We start from the raw sequence: 22,755 nt of genomic DNA on the forward strand, positions 1-22,755 counted from the left end.
AAAGGCGGAGAGCGTGTCTCAGGGAGGAAGTTATGACAAAGACCAACATTACGCGGAGAGGAATGCTGAAAGGCGGCGCTGCGATGACGGCGCTTGGTGCTGTTGGCATCAACCCTCGGTTCGTGCGACCAGCCCATGCATCGGCGCTTGCGTCGGGAATGACGGGCGGTCCAACAGGATTTCCTGGTGCGGAGCGGTTCCAGTACAATGAATCGCATTCAGAAGGCCGCGCCATCGAAGCGATGAAAAAGATGGTTGCCGAAGGGCGGGCACCTGCAAAGATCACAATGCTCCTGACCGATGGTGCCATCGGCCAGATCACACAGCCTTTCCCGTCCGGCCCCTCGGTCAAAGAGGTGTGGGAAGCGGAAACCGGCGTGGAGATCGAGATCGTCGGCGCACCGGCAGGCGACATCTGGAAGCGGGTTTTGCAAGATGTGACCACGCAATCGGGTGCCTTTGATATCTACACCCATCCATGGAACAGCCTTGGCGATCTGGTCGAGGCCGGCGGCGCGATGAACCTCAATGATTTCGTCGCAACCCACCAGCCTGATTGGGCGGATGAGGAACGTGGAACGCCCACAGCGCAAACCGCTGAATTGCTGTATAAATATGGCGGCGATTATTATGGTGCGTCGCTGGATGGTGACTTTCAAACCTGGGTTTACAACAAGGGCTACTTTGAAGATTCTGCCCATGCCCAGCCGTTTCAGGATCAGTATGGCCGTGTACTCGCGCCGCCAAACACATGGGAAGAAAGCGATCAGATCAGCGCGTTCTTTACCGGCCGGACCGGCCTTGGCGGCAGCAAGATCTACGGCAATGGCAACGACATGGCGCCGTTCTGGGGCTTGCCACGCTTTTATGCCAGATTTGCCGCGCAGGCGGTGCCGAACATGTATTGGTTCGACGAGGACGGTCGGCCTAACCTTGATACCGATCAGGCGATCAAGGCGGCGTCCGAATACGTCAAATCCCGCGAATGGGCGCACCCTGATGCATTGTCCTGGACCTATGCCGAGGGCTATGCCGGGATCGGAAGCGGGCAAACACCGCATCTGACGACCTATACCAACGTCACCAAATTTGTGGATCGGATGAATGAGGATGGCACTCCGGCAAGCCCCGCAGCAGGGCAGTTGAGCGCCTATATCCCGCCCGGTGTGAACCATGATGGTGATTTGGTGCGCCGTTCGGTGATCTACTACAACATCACCGGCACCGTGAGTTCCAACAGTGCCAACCCCGAAGCGGCCTATCTGTTCCTGCAATGGCTCAGCTCGACGCGGATCTATTCGTGGATGACAGGCAATCCGGCGGGTTACTTCGATCCGTTCCAGAAGGCCAACTTCTCGGAACAATTCGTGGAGGACACCTATCATCCCTATATGATGGACACGATCCGCGAGACCATTGCGCGGTCGGCACCAACCATCAACTTTGCCGGGCAGACGGCCTTCGATTCCGCATTGGATGAGGAATTGCAGGCCGCATTAACAGGGCAGAAATCACCCGAGGATGCGATGCGCGATGCGCAGCGCAAATGGGAACGGGTGATCAAACGGAAGGGCGAGGAAAAGATGATCCCCGCCATTCAAGCCAGTCGTGCAGCGTGGCCAACGCTCATCGACAAAGGCTAACCCCAGCGATCCCGCAGCACAGGATCGCTGCGGGATCGTGACCCAACCGGAGATCACAATGACTGGACTACTATTACGCACCCTTGCGGTGGCCTTTTTTGCTGCGCTTGCGCTTTTGCCGATCTCCTGGATGGCATCCATGGCGTTCAAGCCGGCTGCGGAATGGACGTCCGCCGCTGGCGGGCTGACCTTTTTGCCCAAAGACCCGACGCTGAACAATTTCCGCTATGTGTTCACCGGCAACTCCCCCGATCAAATGGTCGGATTGGACCGGACCGTCTGGCGGCCCCTTTATGCCAGCCTTTTGACGGCAATCTCCGGCACGTTGATTGCAGTGATCTGCGGTACGGCGGCGGCATATGCGGTGAGCCGCGAGCGTGTGCATGAGAGCATCGGACTTTCCCTGCTGCAACTTCGGATCTTCCCGCCGCTGGCGGTGATGATCCCGGTGATGATCATGTGGTCGTTCCTCGGGATGATCGACACATGGTGGGGGCTGGCCCTGATCTATGGCATCGTGACGCTGCCGTTTTCCTATTGGCTGATGAAAGCCTATTTCGACGAATTGCCCCGCGAGATCGAAGAGGCGGCCATCGTCGAGGGCTGCACCCCGTTTGAGGCTTTCCGGCAAATCACATTGCCGATTGTTGCCTCCGCGGTGGCCTCGACAGCCCTGTTTATCTTTATCCTCAACTGGTCCGATTACCTCATCGCGCTGCTGCTGACCCGCAAGGACTGGACGACGATCCCTGTTTACATGAACGCGCTGGCCACAGCGGCAAGCGGACAACTTTATGGCGCAAAGGCCGCGCTGGGCCTGTTGGCCGCCGTGCCACCGATCATCCTTGGCATTTCGATCCAAAGGTTCCTCGTGCGTGGTCTGACATTCGGAGCACTGAAACAATGACTGATGCAACTTCTTCTGCACCTCTGTCCGTTGAGGAACCGCCCGCGGACAAGCTTGCACAATCGCGCCGGTCCCTTGCCGTTCGGCTGTTGATTCCCGCGCAGGTGCTGCTGGTTTTCATCGTCGCGTTCCCCCTGATCATGCAGATCTTTATCTCGCTGACATGGTGGACGCCGCTGGATGGTGATCCCTGGTATCTGGCATGGATGTCGTGGAACTGGTTCGACAACTACACCTATCTGATGCAGGACGACGGACTTTGGGGCTCGGTCGGGCGGACCTTGCTCTTTGTTGCGGTGGCAGTCCCGATTGAGTTTCTGCTGGGCCTGATGTTGGCCGCGCTGTTTTATGAGGGCGTGTTCGGGCGACCCGTGCTTTATAGCCTGATCCTGATGCCGATGATGATTGTGCCGGCGGTGGCGGGATACATCTTTTTCCTGATTTTTCAACAAACTGGCCCGCTGAATTCCGCTTTGTCACTGGTTTGGCCAGGGGCGTTGGATGTCAATTGGCTCAATGACACCACCCGCGCATTCATCGCTGTTGTGATCGCGGATGTCTGGCAGTGGACGCCGCTGATGTTTTTGATCCTTTTTGCCGGACTGATGAGCGTGCCCGAAGATCAAATGCGGGCGGCAACGATCCTTGGTGCCAACTGGCGGCAGCGGTTCTTTCGCATCGCACTGCCGCGCATCAAGACCGTCATCGCCATCGCAATCGGGCTGCGGGTGATCGAGTGTTTCAAGATCTTTGACATGTTGTTTGTGATGACAGGCGGTGGGCCGGGCGTCGCCACAGAAAGCCTGTCGCTGTTTCTCTACAAACGCACCTTTCAGGATCTCGAATGGTCCTATGTGGCCTCCATCGGGATCACGGTCCTTGTTGCACTGTCGGTGCTTACTGCGGTGCTGATGGCCCGCGTCAAGAAAAAGGATGCAAGCTGATGGCAAGTGTAACGCTTGAGGGCACCTCAAAAAAGTTCGGTGAATTCACCGCTGTTCGAAACATGAATCTTGCGATCAACGATGCAGAGTTTGTTGCGATCCTCGGGCCGTCGGGCTGCGGGAAATCCACGACGATGAACATGATCGCAGGCATCGAGGATGTCAGTGGCGGCACCATCCGGTTTGACGGAACGGATGTCACCAATGTGCCGATGCAAAAACGCGGCGTTGGGTTTGTGTTCCAGAACTACGCCATCTTTACGCATATGTCGGTGCGCAAGAACTTGACCTTCGGGTTGGAGGTACAGGGGGTGCAACAGGCCGAGATCAACCGACGGGTTGAGGAAATGGCCGAGTTTATGGCGCTCAGCCACCGCATTGATGCGCCGTCTGCATCCCTGTCGGTGAATGAGCTGCAGAAACTGGCGATTGGTAGATCTGCGATTGTCGAGCCGTCGATCTTCTTGCTGGATGAGCCGCTGTCCAATCTTGATGCAGCGTTCCGCGAGCGGATGCGGAGTGACCTTCGGCAATTGCAGCGCAGTCTGAACCAGACAATGATCTACGTCACCCATGACCAGATCGAGGCGATGGGGCTGGCCGACCGGATTGCGGTTATGGATCAGGCCACCTTGCAACAGTTCGACACGCCCGAGAACATCTATTCGCGGCCTGAGAACACCTTTGTTGCCGGTTTCATCGGCGCGCCTTCGATGAATTTGGTGCGTGCGCGGATAGAAGACCGGGGCGGCGCGATGTTTGCGGTTCTGGCCGGCCGGGAGGCCGATGCGGTCGCGCTGGATGACCGGTTGACCAAACAGGCGCGGGCCAGCGGCGGGGTTGCACTGACGTTCGGTTTCCGGCCTGAGCATCTGCGCATTTCGGATCAGCCGGGCGCGGGCACCCTGGCCGCTCAGGTGGTCCTGGTCGAATTGGTTGGCCGCCGGAAACTTGTGCATTTTTCAACCGGACAAACCCGTTTTGTCGGCAGCTTTGACCGCAGCGTTTCCTTGCGGCCCGGCGAGGCGGCCAATGTCTCGTTCGATCTCGGGAAATGTCACCTTTTTGACCCGAATACAGGGCTGCGGTTGCGGCTGGGGGAGGACGACTAGATGGCTGAAATTCAGATATTGGGCGTATCCAAAGCCTATGGCGGTGTGACCGCCCTCGACAATATATCCCTGACTCTGAAGGACGGGTCGTTCACCTCGATCTTTGGGCCTCCGGGGTCGGGCAAGTCGGTGTTGTTGCGGCTTTTGCTGGGGCTTGAGACAGTGGATGCGGGGCAGATCCTGATCGACGGTGTCGATGTCACCCGCGCCCTGCCAAGCGAACGCAATCTGGGCATGGTGTTTCAGAACCTGGCGCTGTTTCCACAACTGACCGCCTATGAAAACATCGCCTTTCCCCTGCGCCGCCGGAACACCGATCAAGCGGAAATCGACAAACGCATCGATGCCCTGACCGGCGTTCTGAACATCGGACACATCCTTTCGAAAAAACCAGCGGCGCTGTCGGGTGGCGAACGGCAAAGGGTTGCGATTGGCCGTGCCTTGGTGCGCGATGCCGGTGCCTATCTGATGGATGAACCGATTGCCGCGTTGGACGCGCGGCTGCGCGACGACATGCGGCTTGAACTGAAACGCCTGCAATCGGAGCTGGGCAAAACTTTCATCTACGTCACCCACGACTGCGATGAAGCGATGGCTGTGGCCGATCAATTGGCCATCCTCAACGAGGGGCGGTTTGAACAGGTTGGCCGGCCAGAGGATGTTTACGGCGATCCGGCCACGCTTGCCGTTGCCGAATTGGTCGGCGCGCCGCGTATTTCGGTGCTGCCTGCCTTTGGTGACAGTGATGGGATGAAATTCGCACTGGGCCGGCTGGAGGGCGAAAAGGTCAAGGGCGAATGTTTGATGGCGCTGCGCCCTGAGGCGGTACGCCTAACCCCCGGTGCCAATGGCCCATGTTCAGCCCCTGTGACCGATATTGAACGGTTGGGCGCATTTGCGATCGTGACGGCCGGGCGTGACGGGGCGCAGGTGCGTGCAATCACAGATGGTGACAGCCCGCTGCGACTGGGCGCCGAGGTCGAGATCACAGTCGATCCGGGCGGTATGTTGCTGTTCGATCCTGAAACCGGGGTGCGGCACACATGAACCGGAATATCGCCATTATCGGGGCAGGCCTGATCGGCCAATCCTGGGCCATCACATTTGCCCGCGCGGGGTACAATGCCGCGTTGTTTGACACCCAAAAAGGGGCGGTGGAGGCCGCTCATGACCAGATCGCTCGTTCTTGCGGATCGCTCGAGGAACTTGATCTGTTGTCGGGGCAAAGCGGGGCAGAGGTCTGCGCCCGCATACGGAGCGCTTCGTCCATGGAAGATGCGGTGGACGGGGTCTGCCATGTTCAGGAGAACACACCGGAAAACGTTGAGATCAAGCGCGGCATTTTTGCCGATCTGGATCGCGCCACACCCAAAGATGCGGTGATCGCAAGTTCAACGTCGGCCTTGATGCCGTCGCAGTTTTCTGAAGGACTTGAAGGAGCGCACCGCTGTCTGGTGGCGCATCCCTTGAACCCGCCGCATCTGATCCCCGCGGTGGAACTGGTGCCCGGACCTGCGACGTCAGCGGAGGCGATGGAGGCTACAACCCGGTTGATGCAGGCGATCCGGCAAACGCCGATCCGGACGCTGCGCGAGGTGGAGGGCTTCATCATGAACCGGCTTCAGGGCGCGATCCTAGACGAAGCCTTTGCCCTTGTTGAACAAGGCCTTGCCAGCCCGCAGGATGTGGATGCCGCGATGCGGGACGGGTTGGCGCGGCGCTGGGTGTTCATGGGGCCATTTGAAACGATTGATCTCAATGCCCCCGGCGGCGTTGCGGATTTCATTGACCGTTACGGACCAGCCTATGACCGGATCGGGGCACATCGTCCTGGCCGTACGGATTGGTCCGGGCCGGTGTCTGACAGCGTGATCAAAGCGCTTCAGGGGTATGATAGAAAAACGCGCAGCAATTGGCGCGACGACAGGCTGGCCAATCTGGCCAAGTTCGTCGGAGAAGAAAAAGAAAGTTAAGACTATGACTGCTCAGAAAAAAACCGGAACCGTGATCGTGACCTGCGCCTTGACCGGTGCCATCCATACCCCTGGGATGTCGCCCTATTTGCCGGTCACACCAGATGAAATCATCGCCGAAGGCCGCCGCGCGGTAGAGGCAGGGGCGGCCATTCTGCACGTCCATGCCCGCGACCCCGAAACCGGCCGGCCAGATCAAACGGTTGAGGCCTTTGGCCGTATTCTGCCCGCGCTCAAGGAAACCGGCGCGGTGATCAACATCACCACCGGCGGCAGCCCCTTCATGAAAGTGGACGAACGTGTTGGCCCGTCCGCACATTTCGCGCCAGAGCTGTCATCGCTGAACATGGGCTCGATGAACATGGGGCTTTACCCGATGCAGTCGCGGTTCCCGGATCTGGGACGTGATTGGGAAAACGACCATCTGGAAAATTCCCGCGATGTGGTGTTCCGCAACACCTTCAAAGATATCGAACATATCCTCGACACATGCGGGCCAAATGGCACAAGGTTTGAATTTGAGTGTTATGACATCGGTCACATTTACACGCTGGCCCATATGAAAGGGCGCGGCAAGGTTTCTGGCCCGTTGTTCGTACAATCGGTTTTTGGTCTGTTGGGGGGCATCGGCGGACACCCGGAGGATGTCATGATGATGCGCCGCACCGCGGACAGATTGCTTGGGGATGATTATGAATGGTCGGTGCTCGGGGCAGGGTCCAACCAGTTGCGCATCGCGGCCACGGCTGCCGCGACCGGCGGACATGTGCGGGTTGGGCTTGAGGATTCCCTTTGGGCGGGACCGGGGCAACTGGCCACCAGCAGTGCCCAACAGATCGAAAAGGTCAAAGACGTTCTGTCAGGTCTCAGCCTGGCCCCTGCAACACCGGATGATGCCCGTTCCATCCTTGGGCTCAAAGGCGCGAATGAAGTGAATTTCTGATGAAGATATCGGTTCTATGTGACGTGAAACCCCTGTTGGGCGAAGGCCCGATATGGGATGTTGAACGCCAAAGGCTTTGGTTTATCGACAGCCTTGGCCGCCGGATTTTTCGCTGTACCGAACAGGGCGGCGAGATGTCGGCATGGACGGTCCCGTCCCCCATCGGATCCATGGCGTTGCGGCGGGCAGGAGGGGCGATTGTGGCCCTGCAGGACGGGTTTCATGCGCTTGATTTCGACAGTGGAGAGCTGCGCCATATCATCGATCCCGAACCAGAGCGTCCGGGCAACCGGCTGAACGATGGCAAGGTCGATGGCGCAGGCCGGTTCCTTTGCGGATCCATGGACATGGGCGAGACCGATCCAACCGGCACGCTGTGGCGCCTTGACCCGGATATGTCGCTGCACCGGCTTGAGGATAATATCATCTGTTCAAACGGTCCGTGCTTTTCGCCCGATTGGCACACGTTGTATTTTGCAGACAGTTTCACCGGCAAGATCCGGGCCTATGATTATGACCCTGAAACGGGCACACCCAGCAACAGCCGGACCTTTGCTGTGTTGCCAGACGACAGGGGCGGCGCTCCTGACGGGGCAACTGTGGACAGCGAAGGTTATGTCTGGTCGGCCTGTGTCTTTGATGGCCGCATTCACCGTTTTGCGCCGGATGGCAGTGTGGATCGCGTGATTGAAATGCCGGTGTGCAAGATCACCAGCCTGACCTTTGGCGGCCCGCAGCTTGACACCCTGTTTGTCACCTCGATGGCAGAGCCGCCATTGCCCCGCCACCCCGGTGATGGCCCGCTGCGCGGCGCGACATTTCGCATTGATGGATTGGGCGTGACCGGCCTGCCTGAACCCCGCTTTGCCGGTTAAAGGAGACATGACATGACCCAGAAAACAGCAATCATCACGGGCGCCGCACAAGGCGTGGGAGAGGCGATCGCAGAGCGTTTGGCAGGAGAAGGTGTCACGCGCATGCTGCTGATTGACCGCAATGGCGCAGCTATGGTGGGTCTCGCGGCCCGTCTCAAGGACAGGGGCGTTGAGGCAGATGTGTTGACGCTGGATCTTGCTGATATAGAGGGGCTGATGCGGGATTTGCCGGCCGCGTTGGATGGGATTGGCCCGGTGGACATTCTGGTCAATACCGCAGGGTCCACCGCACGGGGCGGCTTGGCCGATACCACGCCCGAGGCCTTTGATCTGCTCTTTGCGATCAACGTGCGTGCGCCATTTTTCTTGATGCAACTGGTTGCCCCGAAAATGCGAGAGGGCGGGGTGATCATCAATGTCACCTCGATGCTGGCCTATGGCGGCCCGCCCTTCCTGATGACCTATTCCGCGACCAAGGCGGCGCTGGTGGCGATGACCAAAAGCGCGGCAAACACGCTCAAACGGGACAGGGTACGGGTGTTGGGGATCAATTTGGGCTGGACATGGACCCCCGGCGAGCAGGAGACCCAGACCAAGGTTCATGGCTTGCCTGATGACTGGCGCGAAACTGTCGGGGCCAGCCAGCCTTTCGGGCGGCTTTTGATGCCCGAAGACCCGGCGGCACTGGTTGCGTTTCTGGCGTCCAAGGATGCCTGCATGATGACGGGTGCAATCATTGATCTGGACCAGTTCGTCGCAGGCACCGTGGATGACAACCCCGGTGCCTGATCCTTCGGTCGTGGACAGGGCTTTGTTGATTGATCTGTTTGACGCCGCAGTTGCGGCGGCGGATCCGATGACGGCGCTGCGAAACGCCTTGCCCGATCCGCCGCAAGGCAAAACCGTGGTTGTAGGGGCGGGCAAGGGCGCAGCGCAATTGGCCAATGCACTTGAACACCTATGGCCCGGTCCGCTGACGGGTGTTGTTGCCACACGCTACGGATTTGCGGTGCCTTGCAAGCAGATCACCGTGATGGAAGCGGCGCATCCGGTGCCGGATCAGGCAGGTGTGGAGGCGGCGTCGGCGCTGCTTGAGACAGTGTCGGGTCTGGAGCCAGAGGATCTGGTGATTGCGCTGATCTGCGGCGGGGGATCGGCGCTTTTGCCGGCTCCACCTGAAGGGCTGTCGTTGCAGGACGAACAGGAGTTGAACCAATCATTGCTGCGTTCGGGTGCGCCCATATCGGCGATGAATGCGATCCGCAAACATGTGAGCGCGATCAAGGGGGGCAGGTTGGCCGCCGCCGCCTATCCTGCACGGGTGGTGACTTTGGTGGTGTCGGATGTGCCAGGTGATGATCCGGCACAGGTGGCATCTGGCCCAACTGTACCGGACAGGGTTTCGCGCCAAGATGCCCTAGCGATGATTGATCACTACAACATCGATTTGCCGGCGCATATCCGTGCCCACATCGCCAGCGCAGAGGCCGACGCGCCGCATCCTGAGGATCCGGTTTTTGCGGACCATTCAGTGCGCGTTATCGCTTCTGCCCGTCAATCTCTTGACGCTGCGGCGGTAGTGGCCAAGGCGCGGGGGCTAGATGCCGCGATCCTGTCCGATGCTATCGAAGGCGAGGCGCGGGAGGTGGCACAGATGCATGCCGCCATCGCCCGTCAGGTCAAAGACCGCGACCACCCCTTTGCCAAACCAGTGGTGATCCTGTCGGGTGGCGAAACCACAGTGACCCTGCGCCATAGGGGCCGGGGCGGGCGCAACACCGAGTTTCTGTTGTCACTGGCGCTGCATCTGGAAGGCACGGCAGGGATCACGGCGCTGGCCGCAGACACAGATGGCATCGACGGATCGGAGGACAACGCCGGTGCCTTTGTGGACGGGTCCAGTTGCGCAAGGATGCGCCGCCATGGCCGAGACCCCAGAGGGGATTTGAACGCCAATGATGCCTTTAGCGCTTTCGAGGCCAGCGAAGATTTGTTTTCGCCCGGTCCGACGGGCACAAACGTGAATGATTTCAGGGCGATTATTGTGCGGTGATTGGCGCGCGTGACGGGGTCCAAACGTTTTACTTGGTGCTAGATCAATCCAGATGCCACCAACGCCGACCGCATCGGGGCCAATTCCGCCTCATAACGGGTCCATTGCCGGTTGCTGTCCCGGTAGATCGGTTGACGGATTTGCCTTGCGCTGGCTGTCAGCACCAGATTTGATCCCTTTTCGGGGGTGAGCCAATCCTCTGACCAGTCCAGTCCGGTCGCGGCGGCCAGAGATCGGGTTGTGCTCTCCGGTTCAGAGACCAAAGCCTCGTAGCCCAGATCGAAGATCCGGTCCGGATAGCAGCTGCGCCAATGCGCCATCAGATCGCGGTGCAGCGCCATGAAACGTGCGATATCACTTGGATCATAGACAAACCCGTTGCCCGCGCTGTCAAAAGATTGCCGGTAAAGCGACCATGCCACCGCCATCGGATCACGGGACATATGAACAATACGGGCCTCTGGCAGCGCAGCACAGATAAAGCCGATCCAGCGGAAATTGAGCGGCATTTTGTCGATCAGAACTGCCGCCCCATCGCCATATTCGGCCAGGCCGCTGCGCAGCTCATTGCCCAAGTCGTCAATGTCGGTCAGGGTCAGGGATTTGTTCGCGCGGTCCATCACGTCACGCATCAGGCGCACCACGGCCAGTTGCACCACGGTCAACTCACCACAGGGGCGCGTACCGTTTGACCGGGCGAGGATCTGCTCTGCCAAAGTGGTGCCGGTGCGCGGCAGACCTGTAATAAAAATGGGCCGCTGTGGGGTGGCAACTTCGGCGGATTGCATCGGTTCTTTCATCAACACTTTGCTGAGGGCACAGGGGATCGCATCCTTTTGAAAGTCGTATTGCAGGTTGGCTTTGGCCAGTTGGTTGGCCTGTTCCAGATGGGCAAAGGCCTGCTTGGTATCACCCAGATCATCATAGGCCTTGAACAGGGCAAAATGCAGCGGGGCCAGCGCCGGGTTGTTTCTGTCCTTAGAGGCCAGCAGGTCGCGCATCTGTTGCAGGTGCGGTGTGTCGGCGGCATAGGTGGTTTCCTGCGAAAGATTGAGATGCAGCGCCGGATTGGCCGGATCAATCGCGATGGCGCGACGATAGTATTCGGCAGCCTCCGTGCGGGCACCCTCTGCACGGGCCGAAATACCCAGATTGTTAAGGCTTTGAACATCGGTGGCAGGATCGCCAAGCGCGGCAGTAAAGCTTTTTTTTGCTGCCGCGCCCTGTCCCAAGAGCCGTTGCGCAGTGCCTTGGATGTTCAACGCATGCCGGTTATCCGGGGATTTGTCCAAAATGGCCTGCGCGACGGCGAGGGCCGCGGGCGCGTTGAGTTGATCCAACAAGCACGAGGCAAGGGCAAGCCTGAGGTCGTTCTCTTCAGGGGCCAGAGTACAGGCGGCGCGCAGCTGTGCTTCCGCGTCGGACCACCGGCGTTCTTCCTGCGCTTTTCGCGCGGCGGTGCGCATCTGCGGCAGGGCTGTGGTTTTCAACGCCGCCATCCCCTGCAAGGCACGTTTGTTCGATGGAAACCGTGTCAGAACCTGCGCAAATGCTGCGACCGCGCCGGGATAATCACCTGCGTTGGCCGCCTTACGGGCGCGGGTCAGGATCTTGTCGGTCGGTTCTTTTTTGGGCACGTGTGATCCTTCCAATCGCCGCGACGGGCTGCGGGATTTGGCAGCCCAATCTGTGATTGATGCGATCTTAGTTCAGATCTCTTAGCGGGTGTATGGGCAATTCACCTTTGGTACTATTTCTCTGGTTCAGGCGGCCTGTGCCGGCTTTGCCGTGATCTTCGACCGAAGCTCGGCGCGGACCAGCGCGGCAGCATCGGCGTGACGCTCACGGATATGCCCGTAGCCGCGGATCCGCTCCGGCAGGTTCAGCAGGGCGGTGATGTCGTCGGCTCTGCCGTCCGACCAATGATCGAGCGCAAAGGCCACGTCATCTTCGTATTCAGCCAGCAACCGGCGGGCCAGTTTCGCCTCTGCGCTGTTGCGGAAGGGGTCAAGCAGCGTGCCGCGCAATCCGCGCAGTCTGGACATCAGGCCAAAGGCCGTCAGTACCCATGGGCCAACCTCGCCCTTGATCGGTCTGCCTGAGGCCTTGTCGATCTTGCCGAAGGGCCATGCGCCCACATGGAAGGTCAGCTTCAGATCGCCGTCAAAGGTCTGTTGCAAGCCTTCTTGGAAGGCCGGGTCGGCATAAAGGCGGGCCACTTCCCATTCGTCTTTGACGGCCAGCATTTTGAAGTATCCCTTGGCCAGCGCCCTGAGCGCGGCATCATTGCATCCGGCCTCGCGTGCTGCGGTCAATCGGTCCGTGTAGCGGGTGACATTGGTTGCAATGCCATAGGCGCGCAGCATATCCGTGCGCTTTGCGATCAATTCATCAACGGGTTCCGCCCGGCGGGCGCTGAGATCAACCGGTGCCTCGCCACCTGCCAACCGCTGTGCCGCCTCCGGATCGGCATAGGCCAACCGGCCCAGATCGAAGGCTTGGTAGTTCTGTTCCACCTTGGTGCCGTTCAGCGCGATAGCGCGGCGGATTGAGGCCAGCGACAGCGGCACGCCGCCTTGTTGCCAGGCCGCACCCATCAGCACCATATTGGCAAACACGCGGTCGCCCATCACTTTTTCCGCCAGATCCTGCGCCGCTAGTCCACGGGCGCGATCCCCCAATACAGTGGTCAGGCGCGACATCTGTTCGTCGCCGTTCAACGTCCAATCCGGGTTCTTGGAAAACTCGGAGGTGGGAACCACCGTGGTATCTGTCACGGCGACGGCATCGTCAGATTTCAACAGCGACAGGGCCTCATCCCCCGCTGCCACAACCAGATCACAACCAATCAGGCAGTTGGCCTCGTCCACGGCAATGCGCGTGGCCCGCATATCCGCGGGGCTGGCGGCGATCTTGATATGGGAGTGCACCGCGCCGTATTTCTGGGCCAGTCCGGTGATGTCGAGGTTGGACGAATAATGCCCCTCGGCATGGGCGGCCACGGCAAGGGTCTGGCCAACCGTGACAACGCCCGCGCCGCCGATGCCCGACACCAGCACCGACCAAGACCCGTCAATCGCCGGGATTTTCGGGTCGGGCAGGTGGCTGATGTCAATGGTGCCTGCCTGCTGCCGCGCTTTTTTCAGGGTTGCGCCGGATACTGTCACGAAGGAGGGACAGAACCCTTCGACGCAGGAGAAATCCTTGTTGCAGGAGGATTGATTGATCTGCCGCTTGCGGCCCAGCTCGGTTTCCAGCGGCTCAATCGCCATACATTGCGACACGGTCGAACAATCGCCGCAGCCTTCGCAGACCGCCGGGTTGATAAAGGCGCGTTTGTCCGGGTCCACCCATTTGCCGCGTTTGCGCAGGCGGCGACGTTCGGTTGCGCAAGGCTGGTCAAAGATCAGTACGGTCACTTCGGGGATCTCGCGCAGCTCTTGCTGAACCTGATCCATGGCGGTGCGAGGATGCAGCGTGACCCTTTTGGGCAGGGGTACGCTTGCATATTTCTCCGGCTCATCGGAGACCAGCGCAATCCGGTTGACCCCTTCGGCCCGCAGTTGCGCGACCATGCTTTCGGGTGAGACATCGCCATCATGGGCCTGACCGCCGGTCATTGAGACAAAGCCATTGTGCAGCAGTTTGTAAGTGATCGGCGCATTTGCTGCGATGGCCGCGCGGATCGCCATCAGGCCGGAGTGGAAATAGGTGCCATCGCCCATATTGGTGAAAACGTGTTTTTCATCGGTAAAGGGAAATTGACCAAGCCATCCCACACCCTCGCCGCCCATATGTGACATCGAGTTGGTCCGCGTCGGGTCGCGCAGCATCGCCATGGAGTGACAACCAATCCCGGCCAAGGCGCGGCTGCCGTCGATGACTTGGGTGGAACGCCCGTGCGGGCAACCGGCGCAAAAGGACGGGGCGCGGATTGCGCCGCTGCTGCCAAGGGCCGGAGGTTGATCCGGTTGATTGGGCAGGGGGATGCCGCAGGCCGGGTCGGCCTCATTCGCGCCTCTTGCGATGATGCGGGCAATCATTGTCGGATCAATTTCGCCAAAGTTGGGAAAGGCTGGATCACCCGCGTCGGATGAATAGGCCTGACCGCTGAAGGTTTTGCCGATCAGGCGGGGGGTGAGAGCGGTGCCATAAAGCTGTGTGCGGATCTGATCTTCGAGAAGCGGGCGCTTTTCTTCAACCACGATGATCGTATCCAGCCCCTTGGCAAAGTCTTTCACGGCCGTGTCATCCAGTGGCCAGACCATGCCCACCTTCAAAAGCCGTACCTCCGCATTGCCGATCTTGCCGTCCTTGTATCCCATTCCGGCCAATGCCTGCGCCAGATCCTGCCAGGCCTTGCCCGCCGCCACGATGCCGATGGTCGCGTTCTTGCTGCCGCTAATCTGGTTCAGATCGTTGCTGCGGGCATAGTTCAAGGCGCGCTTGATCTTTTCATCCCAAAGCCTGCGCTCTTGTTCCATAAGCGGGGTGAAATGGGTGATGCCGGGGGGCGGTGTATCAGAGGCGGGCACTGTTATGTGCGGGCTGTCCGGGCCAACCTGCACCGATCCTCCGCCTTCGACCACGTCAGTGACCAGCTTCAACCCGACCAAAGCGCCGGAAAACCGGCTCATCGCGATGCCGTGCAACCCGTAATCCAGAACCTCCTGGGCATTGGCTGGGGCCAAAAGCGGCATGCCAAGCGAGACAAAGTTATAGTCGGAATAGCAGGCCAACGTTGACGATTTTGCACCGTGATCGTCACCCACCAACAGGATCGATCCGCCTTTGGGATTTGATCCAGCCAGATTGGCGTGGCGCAGCGGGTCAAGCGACCGGTCCATGCCGGGGGCCTTGCCGTACCAGATTGAGAACACCCCTTCGACTTTTGCACCGGGGAACAGGCCAACCTGCTGTGCGCCCCATGTGGCGGTGGCGGCCAGATCTTCGTTTACGCCCGCTTGAAACACCACGTTATGGGCCAGCAGCTCTTTCTCGGCAGCCCAAAGCTCCATGTCATAGCGGCCCATGGGTGATCCGCGATAGCCGGAAATATATCCGCCCGTGTTCAACCCTGCGGCGACATCCCGTTTGCGCTGTTGGAGCGGCAAACGGACCAGCGCCTGCATGCCGGTCATATAGACCCAGCCCTCATCTTGTGACAGCCGATCTTCAAGCGTCATCTCAAGTCTGTTGGTCGGGGTCGGTGCGTTCATGCCAATGGCTCCTCGCTGGATGGGGCGGCATCGTCGCGATCAATTGCGGCGGCGCAGTCCCCGATCCTGAAAGTGTAGAAGCGCAACTGTCTTTGCGTCCAGTTTCTTTTGTGACTGTCACGCGGCGTCAATCAGAACGAGAGGGCGCCATCGAGCCTGCGGAGCACCGGGCAGCACATTGCCCTATGTCGGCCCGCCCAAGGTCGATAAGGTGAACGGTATAAGCCTAACGTGGGCGCAAGGAAGCCATACCATGATAAACATCACCGCCGATGAGATCCGCAAGCATTTGCCAATGGCCGAGGCCATTGAGGTGGTACAGGCCGCGATGGTTGCGGTGGCTGAGGGCAAGGCCAACCTGCCGCTTCGCAGTGTGATGGACATCGATGGTGTTAACAAACTGGGCATCATGCCGGGCGCGATGCGCGATCCGGTGCTCTACGGTGTCAAGATCCTCAGCTTGTTTCCCGGCAATCCGGCCCGGGGCTTGTCATCGCATATCGGGGTGGTGATCCTGTTTGATGCAGACACCGGCGCGCCCGTGGTCAGCATGGACGCGGATGCCCTGACCGCGATCCGAACTGCCGCCGCAACCGCTGCTGCGACCCGCGTTCTGGCCCGCAAGGATGCGCAGACCCTTGCGATTGTCGGAACGGGCGAACAGGCCGAAAGCCATATTGCGGCGCTCACGCAGGTTTGCGGCATTCGGGACATCCGCATCGCGGGCCGCAGCCCGGAGCGTGCGGAGGCTTTCGTCGCGGCGCAGGCACAACATTATCCCGCCATCACATTTGCCGCATCACCGGATGTGCCTACGGCGGTGCGCGGTGCAGATATTGTTTGTACCGTGACCTCGTCAGCCGAGGTGATCTTGCAGGCGGAATGGATTGAGCCCGGTACCCATGTCAACGCTGTGGGCGCCTCCATTCCAAGTCTGCAAGAGATCGACAGCGCCCTGGTGGCGCAGGGCAGATTGTTTGTCGATTACAAACCCTCCGCCCTTGCACAGGCGCGCGATATCATTACGGCGATTGATGCGGGTATGATGACGGAGGCGGATATCTGCGCCGAAATTGGCGATGTCTATCGGGGACTGGCCGCGGGGCGCAGAGCCGCGGATGAGATCACGGTTTATCGTTCGTTGGGCATTGCTGCGCAGGATCTGTTTTGCGCCGATCATGTGTGGCGGGCGGTCCGGGATCCCTGAACTGAGTGTTAGAGAACTGCCGCGGCTGCGATTAAGGCGCGGTCAATTTCTCAGTATTCTGTTTAAGGCTCGATGTAAGGCGCAGAAATGTAAAGATAAAACAAGAGCCATTACCGATTTGCATGAGCGATTTGAAATTGGCATTGGCAACTTCCCGCCTGTATGTCTTAACAATTTGCCACCGATACAGGAGGCCAATGCTTGGCATCCGACAAGGAGGAAACACCATGAATAAACTTATCCGCATTGCTGCGGCTGGCGTGATGACCGCCGCCCTCAGCACTGTTGCGCAGGCGGAGGTCACTGTGAAAGTGGCCTATGACGCCGATCCCGTTTCGCTTGATCCGCATGAGCAACTGTCCGGTGGCACGCTGCAACTGTCGCATATGGTTTTTGACCCGCTGGTGCGCTGGACACAGGACCTGCAATTCGAAGCGCGTCTGGCCCAAAGCTGGGAACAGATCGACGCAACCACAACCCGCTTTCACCTGCGGGACGGCGTCAAGTTCCACTCCGGCAACGAACTGACCGCGGCTGACGTTGAGTGGACCTTTGACCGCCTGAAAGAAAGCCCTGACTTCAAGGGGATCTTCAGCCTGTTCACCGATGTGAAAGTGATCGACGAAGACACGTTTGATCTGATCACTTCCGAGCCTTATCCGCTGGTGCTGCACACAGCGACCTACATCTTCCCGATGGACAGCAAATTCTACACCGGCACAACAGATGACGGAAAAGACAAAGCTGAACTGGTCAAGCACGGCGACAGCTTTGCGTCGCGCAACGTTTCCGGCACCGGCCCCTTCACGGTGACCGAGCGTGAACAGGGTGTGAAAGTGGTCTTTGACCGTTTCGGCGGCTACTGGGACACTGCAAGCAAAGGCAACGTGGACAAGATCGTTCTGACGCCGATCAAAGAAGACCCGACACGTGTGGCGGCCCTGCTGTCCGGTGATGTGGACTTTATCGCGCCGGTTCCACCAACCGACCTCAAGCGTGTTGAAGAGAACGACGGCACCAACTTGATCACCATGCCCGGCACACGTATCATCACCTTCCAGATGAACCAGGACCGTGTCGAAGCGTTCAAAGACGCCCGTGTGCGCAAGGCGATCGATTATGCCGTGAACAACGCCGGTATCGTTGACCGCATCATGCGCGGCTTTGGCACCGTGGGCGCACAGGCAAGCCCGGCAGGCTATCTGGGTCACGACCCGGCACTGACACCACGTTTCGATGTGGAAAAAGCCAAGGCGCTGATGGCCGAAGCTGGCTATGCGGATGGTTTCGAAGTGACGATGATGGCCCCAAACAACCGCTATGTGAACGACGACAAGATCGCACAGGCGGTGGCGTCCATGCTATCCAAGATCAACATCAAAGTTGACCTGCAGACCATGCCAAAGGCCCAATACTGGCCCAAATTCGACGAACGCGCGGCTGACATGATGATGATCGGCTGGCATTCGGACACCGAAGATTCGGCGAACTTCCACCAGTTCCTGTCTGCCTGCCCTGATGAGGCAACCGGCAACGGCCAATATAACTCCGGCAACTACTGTAACGCCGAAGCGGATGCGTTGATGAATGCATCCAACAGCGAAACCGACGCAGGCAAGCGCGGCGCAATGCTGCAAAAGCTGGAAGGTATCCTGTACGAAGAAGCGGCGTTCATCCCGCTGCATTGGCAGAACCTCGCATGGGGCGCCCGCAAAGGTGTCCATGCAGAAGCCATCGTGAATGCGCTGAACTTCCCATACTTCGGCGATCTCGTTGTAGATAAATAAATCGCGGTCAACGTGACACCTGTCCGGGGCGGGCCTATGCCGCCCCGGATTCTTGATGACAGGTTGTTTTTTCGTGGGCGGTGCTATGGTGGCCGCGCATCAACAAACGACATAACAGGTTAGAAAATATGCTCGCCTATCTCGTGAAACGCGTGTTCCAGGCCATCGCAGTGATGCTTGTCATCTCGCTGGTTGGTTTTGCCATTCAAGACAATCTGGGGGATCCGCTGCGCGAACTTGTCGGGCAATCAGTGTCTGAGGAAGTGCGTCAGGATCTGCGTGATGAGCTGGGCCTGAACGACAGTTTTTTCAAGCAATACACCCGGTTCCTGGGCAATGCGTTGCAGGGCGATCTGGGCACCAGCTATTTCTTCAAGGAGCCGGCGCTGGATGTGATTTTGAAAAAGCTGCCCGCCACGCTTGAGCTGGTGCTGGGCGCGACTTTGATCATTGTCGGCTTCTCCGTTCCCTTGGGCGTGTATACGGCGATCAAACCCAACACGATCCTGAGCCGTCTGATTATGGGCATCTCGATTGTCGGGATTTCCATTCCGGTGTTCCTGACCGCGATTCTGATGATCTTTGTCTTTTCCGTCGAATTTGGCTGGCTGCCCTCTTATGGGCGGGGGGATGTTGTGAATGTCTTCGGCTATTGGGACACCAACTTTGCGACCCTGGATGGCTGGGCGCATATCCTGCTGCCATCGCTGGCACTGGCCTCGATCATGCTGCCGCTGTTTGTGCGCCTGATCCGGGCCGAAATGATGGAAGTCTTGCAAAGTGAATATGTGAAATACGCCAAGGCCAAGGGCATCCGGCCGTTCCGCATCTACTTTGTGCATGCGCTCAAAAACACACTGTTGCCGGTGATCACGGTGGGCGGTGTGCAGATCGGCACGATGGTCGCCTATACGATCCTGACCGAGACCGTGTTCCAGTGGCCCGGCATGGGGTTCATGTTCCTGGAGGCCGTGAACCGTGTCGATACGCCCCTGATCGTTGCCTATCTGATTGTTGTGGGGTTCATCTTTGTGCTGACCAACACTGTGGTTGATCTGATTTACGGACTGGTCAATCCAACCGTTAACCTTGCGAGGATGGGGGCATGAGCATGACCACAACCGCTGCCGAGGCCTCCCGCTGGAGCCGTATGTGGAACTCCAACATGGGCTACAGCTTTCGCCGCAATCCCGTGGCCGTCGTTTCACTGGCAATCTTTGTTTTCATCACGATGATGTCGCTCTTGGCCCCGCTGATTGCGCCGTTTGACCCATATGATCCAGCTCAGATCGATATCATGAACAGTGAATATCCGCCGGTCTGGGTGGATGGGGCAGATCCGCAATTCATGTTTGGCACCGATGATCAGGGCCGAGATCTGTGGTCAACCATTCTCTATGGCACGCGGCTGTCGTTGTTGATCGGTCTTTGTGCGGTGGCGTTGCAGGCGTTTCTTGGCATCTCAATCGGCCTGATTGCAGGTTATGTCGGCGGGCGTCTGGACAGCTTGCTGATGCGGATGGCCGATATTCAGCTGTCGTTCTCCACGTTGATGGTGGCGATCATTTTCCTTGCGGTGACGCAGGCGATGTTCGGCTCCGAGACCTTTAACCAATACGCGGTGTACTTCCTCATTGCCGTGATCGGCGTGGCCGAATGGCCGCAATACGCCCGCACGGTGCGGGCCACTGTGCTGGCCGAGAAAAAGAAAGAATATGTCGACAGCGCCCGCGTCCTCGGCTTTGGCCCCTTGCGGATCATGGTGCGGCACATCCTGCCCAACTCGTTGTCTCCTATCTTTGTGATTTCCACGGTGCAGGTGGCCAATGCGATCATCTCCGAGGCCTCTCTCAGCTTTCTTGGACTGGGTATGCCGCCAAGCCAACCATCACTGGGCTCGCTGATCTCGTCCGGCTTTGACTACATCTTCTCCGGCAGTTGGTGGATCACGGCAATCCCCGGTGTGGTACTGGTGGTGCTGGTGCTGGTGATCAACCTTCTGGGCGACTGGATGCGCGATGTCCTGAACCCGAAACTGTATAAGGGTTAAGCGCCATGTCTTTGCTTTCTGTACGTGACCTGACCGTCAAATTCGCCATGCGTGAGAACACGGTGACCGCGCTCGACAACATCAGCTTTGATCTGGCCAAGGGCGAGCGTTTGGGCATTGTCGGGGAATCCGGTGCGGGCAAATCCATCACCGGCTTTTCGTTGATGAACCTGCTCAGCCGTCCGGGATTTATCGACCACGGCAAGGTCCTGTTTGAGGGGGAAGACATTGTGAAGATGTCCGAAACCCAGATGCGTGGCATTCGCGGCAACCGTATGGCGATGATCTTTCAGGATCCGATGGTGACGCTCAATCCGGTTCTGACAATTGGCCAGCAGATGGTCGAGACCCTGATGGCGCATCGCAAGCTGAGCAAGGCGGAGGCGGAACAGATCGCCGTGGTCAAACTGCGTGAAGTCTATATCCCGTCGCCTGAAGAACGGCTGGCACAATACCCGCACGAGCTGTCTGGCGGGATGCGCCAGCGGATCATCATCGCCATGGCGCTGCTGCTTGATCCGGAATTGATCATTGCGGATGAGCCGACCACTGCGCTGGATGTAACCATTCAGGCTGACATCATGGAACTGTTGCTGGAGCTGTGCCAATCCAACAAGGTGGGTTTGATCCTGATCACCCACGATCTGGGCGTGGTCAGCCAGATGACCGAACGCACATTGGTGATGTATGCGGGCAAGATCATCGAGGCGGGCCGCACGCGCGAGATCATCAATGATCCGCAGCATCCCTATACCCAAGGGTTGATCAACGCCCTGCCGCAGCAGACGAAACCGGGCATGCGGCTCAAGCAGATTCCGGGCAATATGCCATCGCTCACCGCGATTCCGGCCGGGTGCCCCTTCAGCCCGCGCTGCGAATATGTGCGCGATCACTGCCGCACGACACGGCCTGAACCCGTGCAATACGCCCATGTCGAGGTGGCCTGCCATGAGGTGAACCGCCTGCATCAGGAAAATTCAGAGGAGCAAAGCGCATGAAAGACGCCATGAGCGATGGATCCCTGCTGGAGCTGAAGCAGGTCGAGAAACGCTTTGATCTGGATCAGGGCTTTCTTGAGACGATCAAACTGCGCAAAGGCAAGGTGATCCGCGAAAAGCGGTCCGTGCATGCGGTCAACAATGTCTCGCTCAAGGTGGACCGCGGCGAGGCACTTTGTGTGGTGGGCGAAAGCGGCTGTGGCAAATCCACGGTGGCACGTCTGATCGCGGGTCTGCTCAAGCCCAACGCAGGCGAGATCCATTACGACGGAGAACGCATCGACAACCGGTCGCGCCGGGCGATGATTCCGCTGCGCAAGAAGATGCAGATGATCTTTCAAAACCCTTATGCGTCACTGAACTCGCGGATGAACATCCAGCAAGCGCTGGAAGAGCCCGTGCGCTATCACAACCCCGGTTTCGGCCGCGGCGAGGTACGCGACAAGGTGGCCGAGGTCATGCGCTCTGTCGGGGTCGATCCCAGCTGGTCGGCGCGCTATCCGCACGAATTTTCGGGCGGCCAGCGCCAGCGGATCGCGATTGCCCGCGCCTTGACGGTTGATCCTGAATTTATCATCGCGGATGAGCCGATTTCGGCGCTGGACGTGTCCATTCAGGCGCAGGTGCTGAACCTGATGCTTGAGGCCAAGGACCAGCGCGGTCTGACCTATCTGTTCATCACCCATGACCTCAGCGTGGTGCAGCATTTCGGCACCCGTGTTGCGGTGCTTTATCTGGGGTCGGTCTGCGAATTGGCGGATACGGCGACACTGTTTGAAAACCCCAAGCACCCCTATACGCGGGCGCTGTTGTCGGCTGTGCCACAGCTCAAGGATGACCGACCCAACCATATCCGCCTCAAGGGCGAGATCCCCACGCCGATCAACCTGCCGCAAGGTTGCCCGTTCCAAAGCCGCTGTGCCTATGCCAATGACCGATGCCGGACGGACCAGCCGCGCCCTGCGCTGCAGCCGGACGGATCCATGGTGGCGTGCCACGCGGTTGAAGAAGGCCGGATGGTTGATTAAACATCCGACGTTGTAG

Annotated in this window: 18 protein-coding genes; 16 read left to right on the top strand and 2 right to left on the bottom strand. The window is 59.0% G+C overall.

Going from position 1 to position 22,755, the window contains the following annotated elements; all coding sequences use genetic code 11:
- Positions 1-32 precede the first annotated feature (32 nt).
- Genes K3754_RS05570 through K3754_RS05615 form a run of 10 tightly spaced genes read left to right on the top strand, consistent with a single transcriptional unit; the run spans position 33 to position 10,450 of the window.
- Positions 33-1,643: an ABC transporter substrate-binding protein gene (locus tag K3754_RS05570; protein WP_259941778.1), complete on the top strand. Its 1,611-nt coding sequence runs from the start codon at positions 33-35 to the stop codon at positions 1,641-1,643.
- Between the two features lie 58 nt (positions 1,644-1,701).
- On the top strand, positions 1,702-2,550 hold the full coding sequence (locus tag K3754_RS05575; protein ID WP_037908891.1) for a carbohydrate ABC transporter permease: 849 nt from the start codon (positions 1,702-1,704) through the stop codon (positions 2,548-2,550).
- On the top strand, positions 2,547-3,494 hold the full coding sequence (locus K3754_RS05580) for a carbohydrate ABC transporter permease (RefSeq protein ID WP_203211965.1): 948 nt from the start codon (positions 2,547-2,549) through the stop codon (positions 3,492-3,494). Before K3754_RS05575 ends, K3754_RS05580 begins: the two co-directional genes overlap by 4 nt.
- Positions 3,494-4,606: an ABC transporter ATP-binding protein gene (locus K3754_RS05585; RefSeq protein WP_259941781.1), complete on the top strand. Its 1,113-nt coding sequence runs from the start codon at positions 3,494-3,496 to the stop codon at positions 4,604-4,606. Before K3754_RS05580 ends, K3754_RS05585 begins: the two co-directional genes overlap by 1 nt.
- Positions 4,607-5,653: an ABC transporter ATP-binding protein gene (locus K3754_RS05590; RefSeq protein WP_259941783.1), complete on the top strand. Its 1,047-nt coding sequence runs from the start codon at positions 4,607-4,609 to the stop codon at positions 5,651-5,653.
- Entirely contained in the window at positions 5,650-6,579 is a 930-nt protein-coding gene (locus K3754_RS05595; RefSeq protein ID WP_259941785.1) for a 3-hydroxyacyl-CoA dehydrogenase, read from the top strand. The genes K3754_RS05590 and K3754_RS05595 overlap by 4 nt, the downstream gene beginning before the upstream one ends.
- 4 nt (positions 6,580-6,583) lie before the next feature.
- Positions 6,584-7,522, top strand: coding sequence for a 3-keto-5-aminohexanoate cleavage protein (locus K3754_RS05600; protein WP_259941786.1), 939 nt, complete (start codon positions 6,584-6,586; stop codon positions 7,520-7,522).
- Positions 7,522-8,397: an SMP-30/gluconolactonase/LRE family protein gene (locus tag K3754_RS05605; RefSeq protein ID WP_203211960.1), complete on the top strand. Its 876-nt coding sequence runs from the start codon at positions 7,522-7,524 to the stop codon at positions 8,395-8,397. Before K3754_RS05600 ends, K3754_RS05605 begins: the two co-directional genes overlap by 1 nt.
- A 12-nt stretch (positions 8,398-8,409) precedes the next feature.
- Entirely contained in the window at positions 8,410-9,186 is a 777-nt protein-coding gene (locus K3754_RS05610) for an oxidoreductase (protein ID WP_259941789.1), read from the top strand.
- Positions 9,167-10,450, top strand: coding sequence for a glycerate kinase (locus tag K3754_RS05615; RefSeq protein ID WP_259941791.1), 1,284 nt, complete (start codon positions 9,167-9,169; stop codon positions 10,448-10,450). Before K3754_RS05610 ends, K3754_RS05615 begins: the two co-directional genes overlap by 20 nt.
- 38 nt (positions 10,451-10,488) lie before the next feature.
- Here K3754_RS05615 and K3754_RS05620 read toward each other — a convergent pair whose 3' ends face one another.
- Both K3754_RS05620 and K3754_RS05625 read right to left on the bottom strand, forming a co-directional pair.
- Positions 10,489-12,087 carry a tetratricopeptide repeat-containing sulfotransferase family protein gene (locus tag K3754_RS05620; protein WP_259941793.1) on the bottom strand — a complete coding sequence of 533 codons (1,599 nt, stop codon included), beginning with the start codon at positions 12,085-12,087 and terminating at the stop codon, positions 10,489-10,491.
- A gap of 126 nt (positions 12,088-12,213) precedes the next feature.
- Positions 12,214-15,669, bottom strand: coding sequence for an indolepyruvate ferredoxin oxidoreductase family protein (locus K3754_RS05625; protein WP_259941795.1), 3,456 nt, complete (start codon positions 15,667-15,669; stop codon positions 12,214-12,216).
- A 253-nt stretch (positions 15,670-15,922) separates the two neighbouring features.
- Here K3754_RS05625 and K3754_RS05630 point away from each other — a divergent pair, with 253 nt between their 5' ends.
- The 6 genes from K3754_RS05630 (at position 15,923) to K3754_RS05655 (ending at position 22,739) form a co-directional block, all read left to right on the top strand.
- On the top strand, positions 15,923-16,876 hold the full coding sequence (locus tag K3754_RS05630) for an ornithine cyclodeaminase family protein (protein ID WP_259941797.1): 954 nt from the start codon (positions 15,923-15,925) through the stop codon (positions 16,874-16,876).
- A gap of 227 nt (positions 16,877-17,103) precedes the next feature.
- The gene (locus K3754_RS05635; protein ID WP_259941799.1) at positions 17,104-18,663 is read left to right on the top strand and encodes an ABC transporter substrate-binding protein; all 1,560 of its coding nucleotides are present in this window, start codon (positions 17,104-17,106) and stop codon (positions 18,661-18,663) included.
- Positions 18,664-18,791: 128 nt separating this feature from the next.
- A complete protein-coding gene (locus K3754_RS05640) occupies positions 18,792-19,772 on the top strand; it encodes an ABC transporter permease (protein ID WP_203211953.1) in 981 nt (326 codons plus the stop codon).
- A complete protein-coding gene (locus K3754_RS05645; protein ID WP_259941801.1) occupies positions 19,769-20,713 on the top strand; it encodes an ABC transporter permease in 945 nt (314 codons plus the stop codon). Before K3754_RS05640 ends, K3754_RS05645 begins: the two co-directional genes overlap by 4 nt.
- A gap of 5 nt (positions 20,714-20,718) precedes the next feature.
- Complete coding sequence (locus tag K3754_RS05650; protein ID WP_259941803.1) at positions 20,719-21,711, top strand: ABC transporter ATP-binding protein; 993 nt, start codon at positions 20,719-20,721, stop codon at positions 21,709-21,711.
- The gene (locus K3754_RS05655) at positions 21,708-22,739 is read left to right on the top strand and encodes an ABC transporter ATP-binding protein (protein ID WP_203211950.1); all 1,032 of its coding nucleotides are present in this window, start codon (positions 21,708-21,710) and stop codon (positions 22,737-22,739) included. The genes K3754_RS05650 and K3754_RS05655 overlap by 4 nt, the downstream gene beginning before the upstream one ends.
- The last annotated feature ends 16 nt before the right edge of the window (positions 22,740-22,755 follow it).

Source organism: Sulfitobacter sp. M368 (assembly GCF_025141875.1).
GTDB lineage: Bacteria > Pseudomonadota > Alphaproteobacteria > Rhodobacterales > Rhodobacteraceae > Sulfitobacter > Sulfitobacter mediterraneus_A.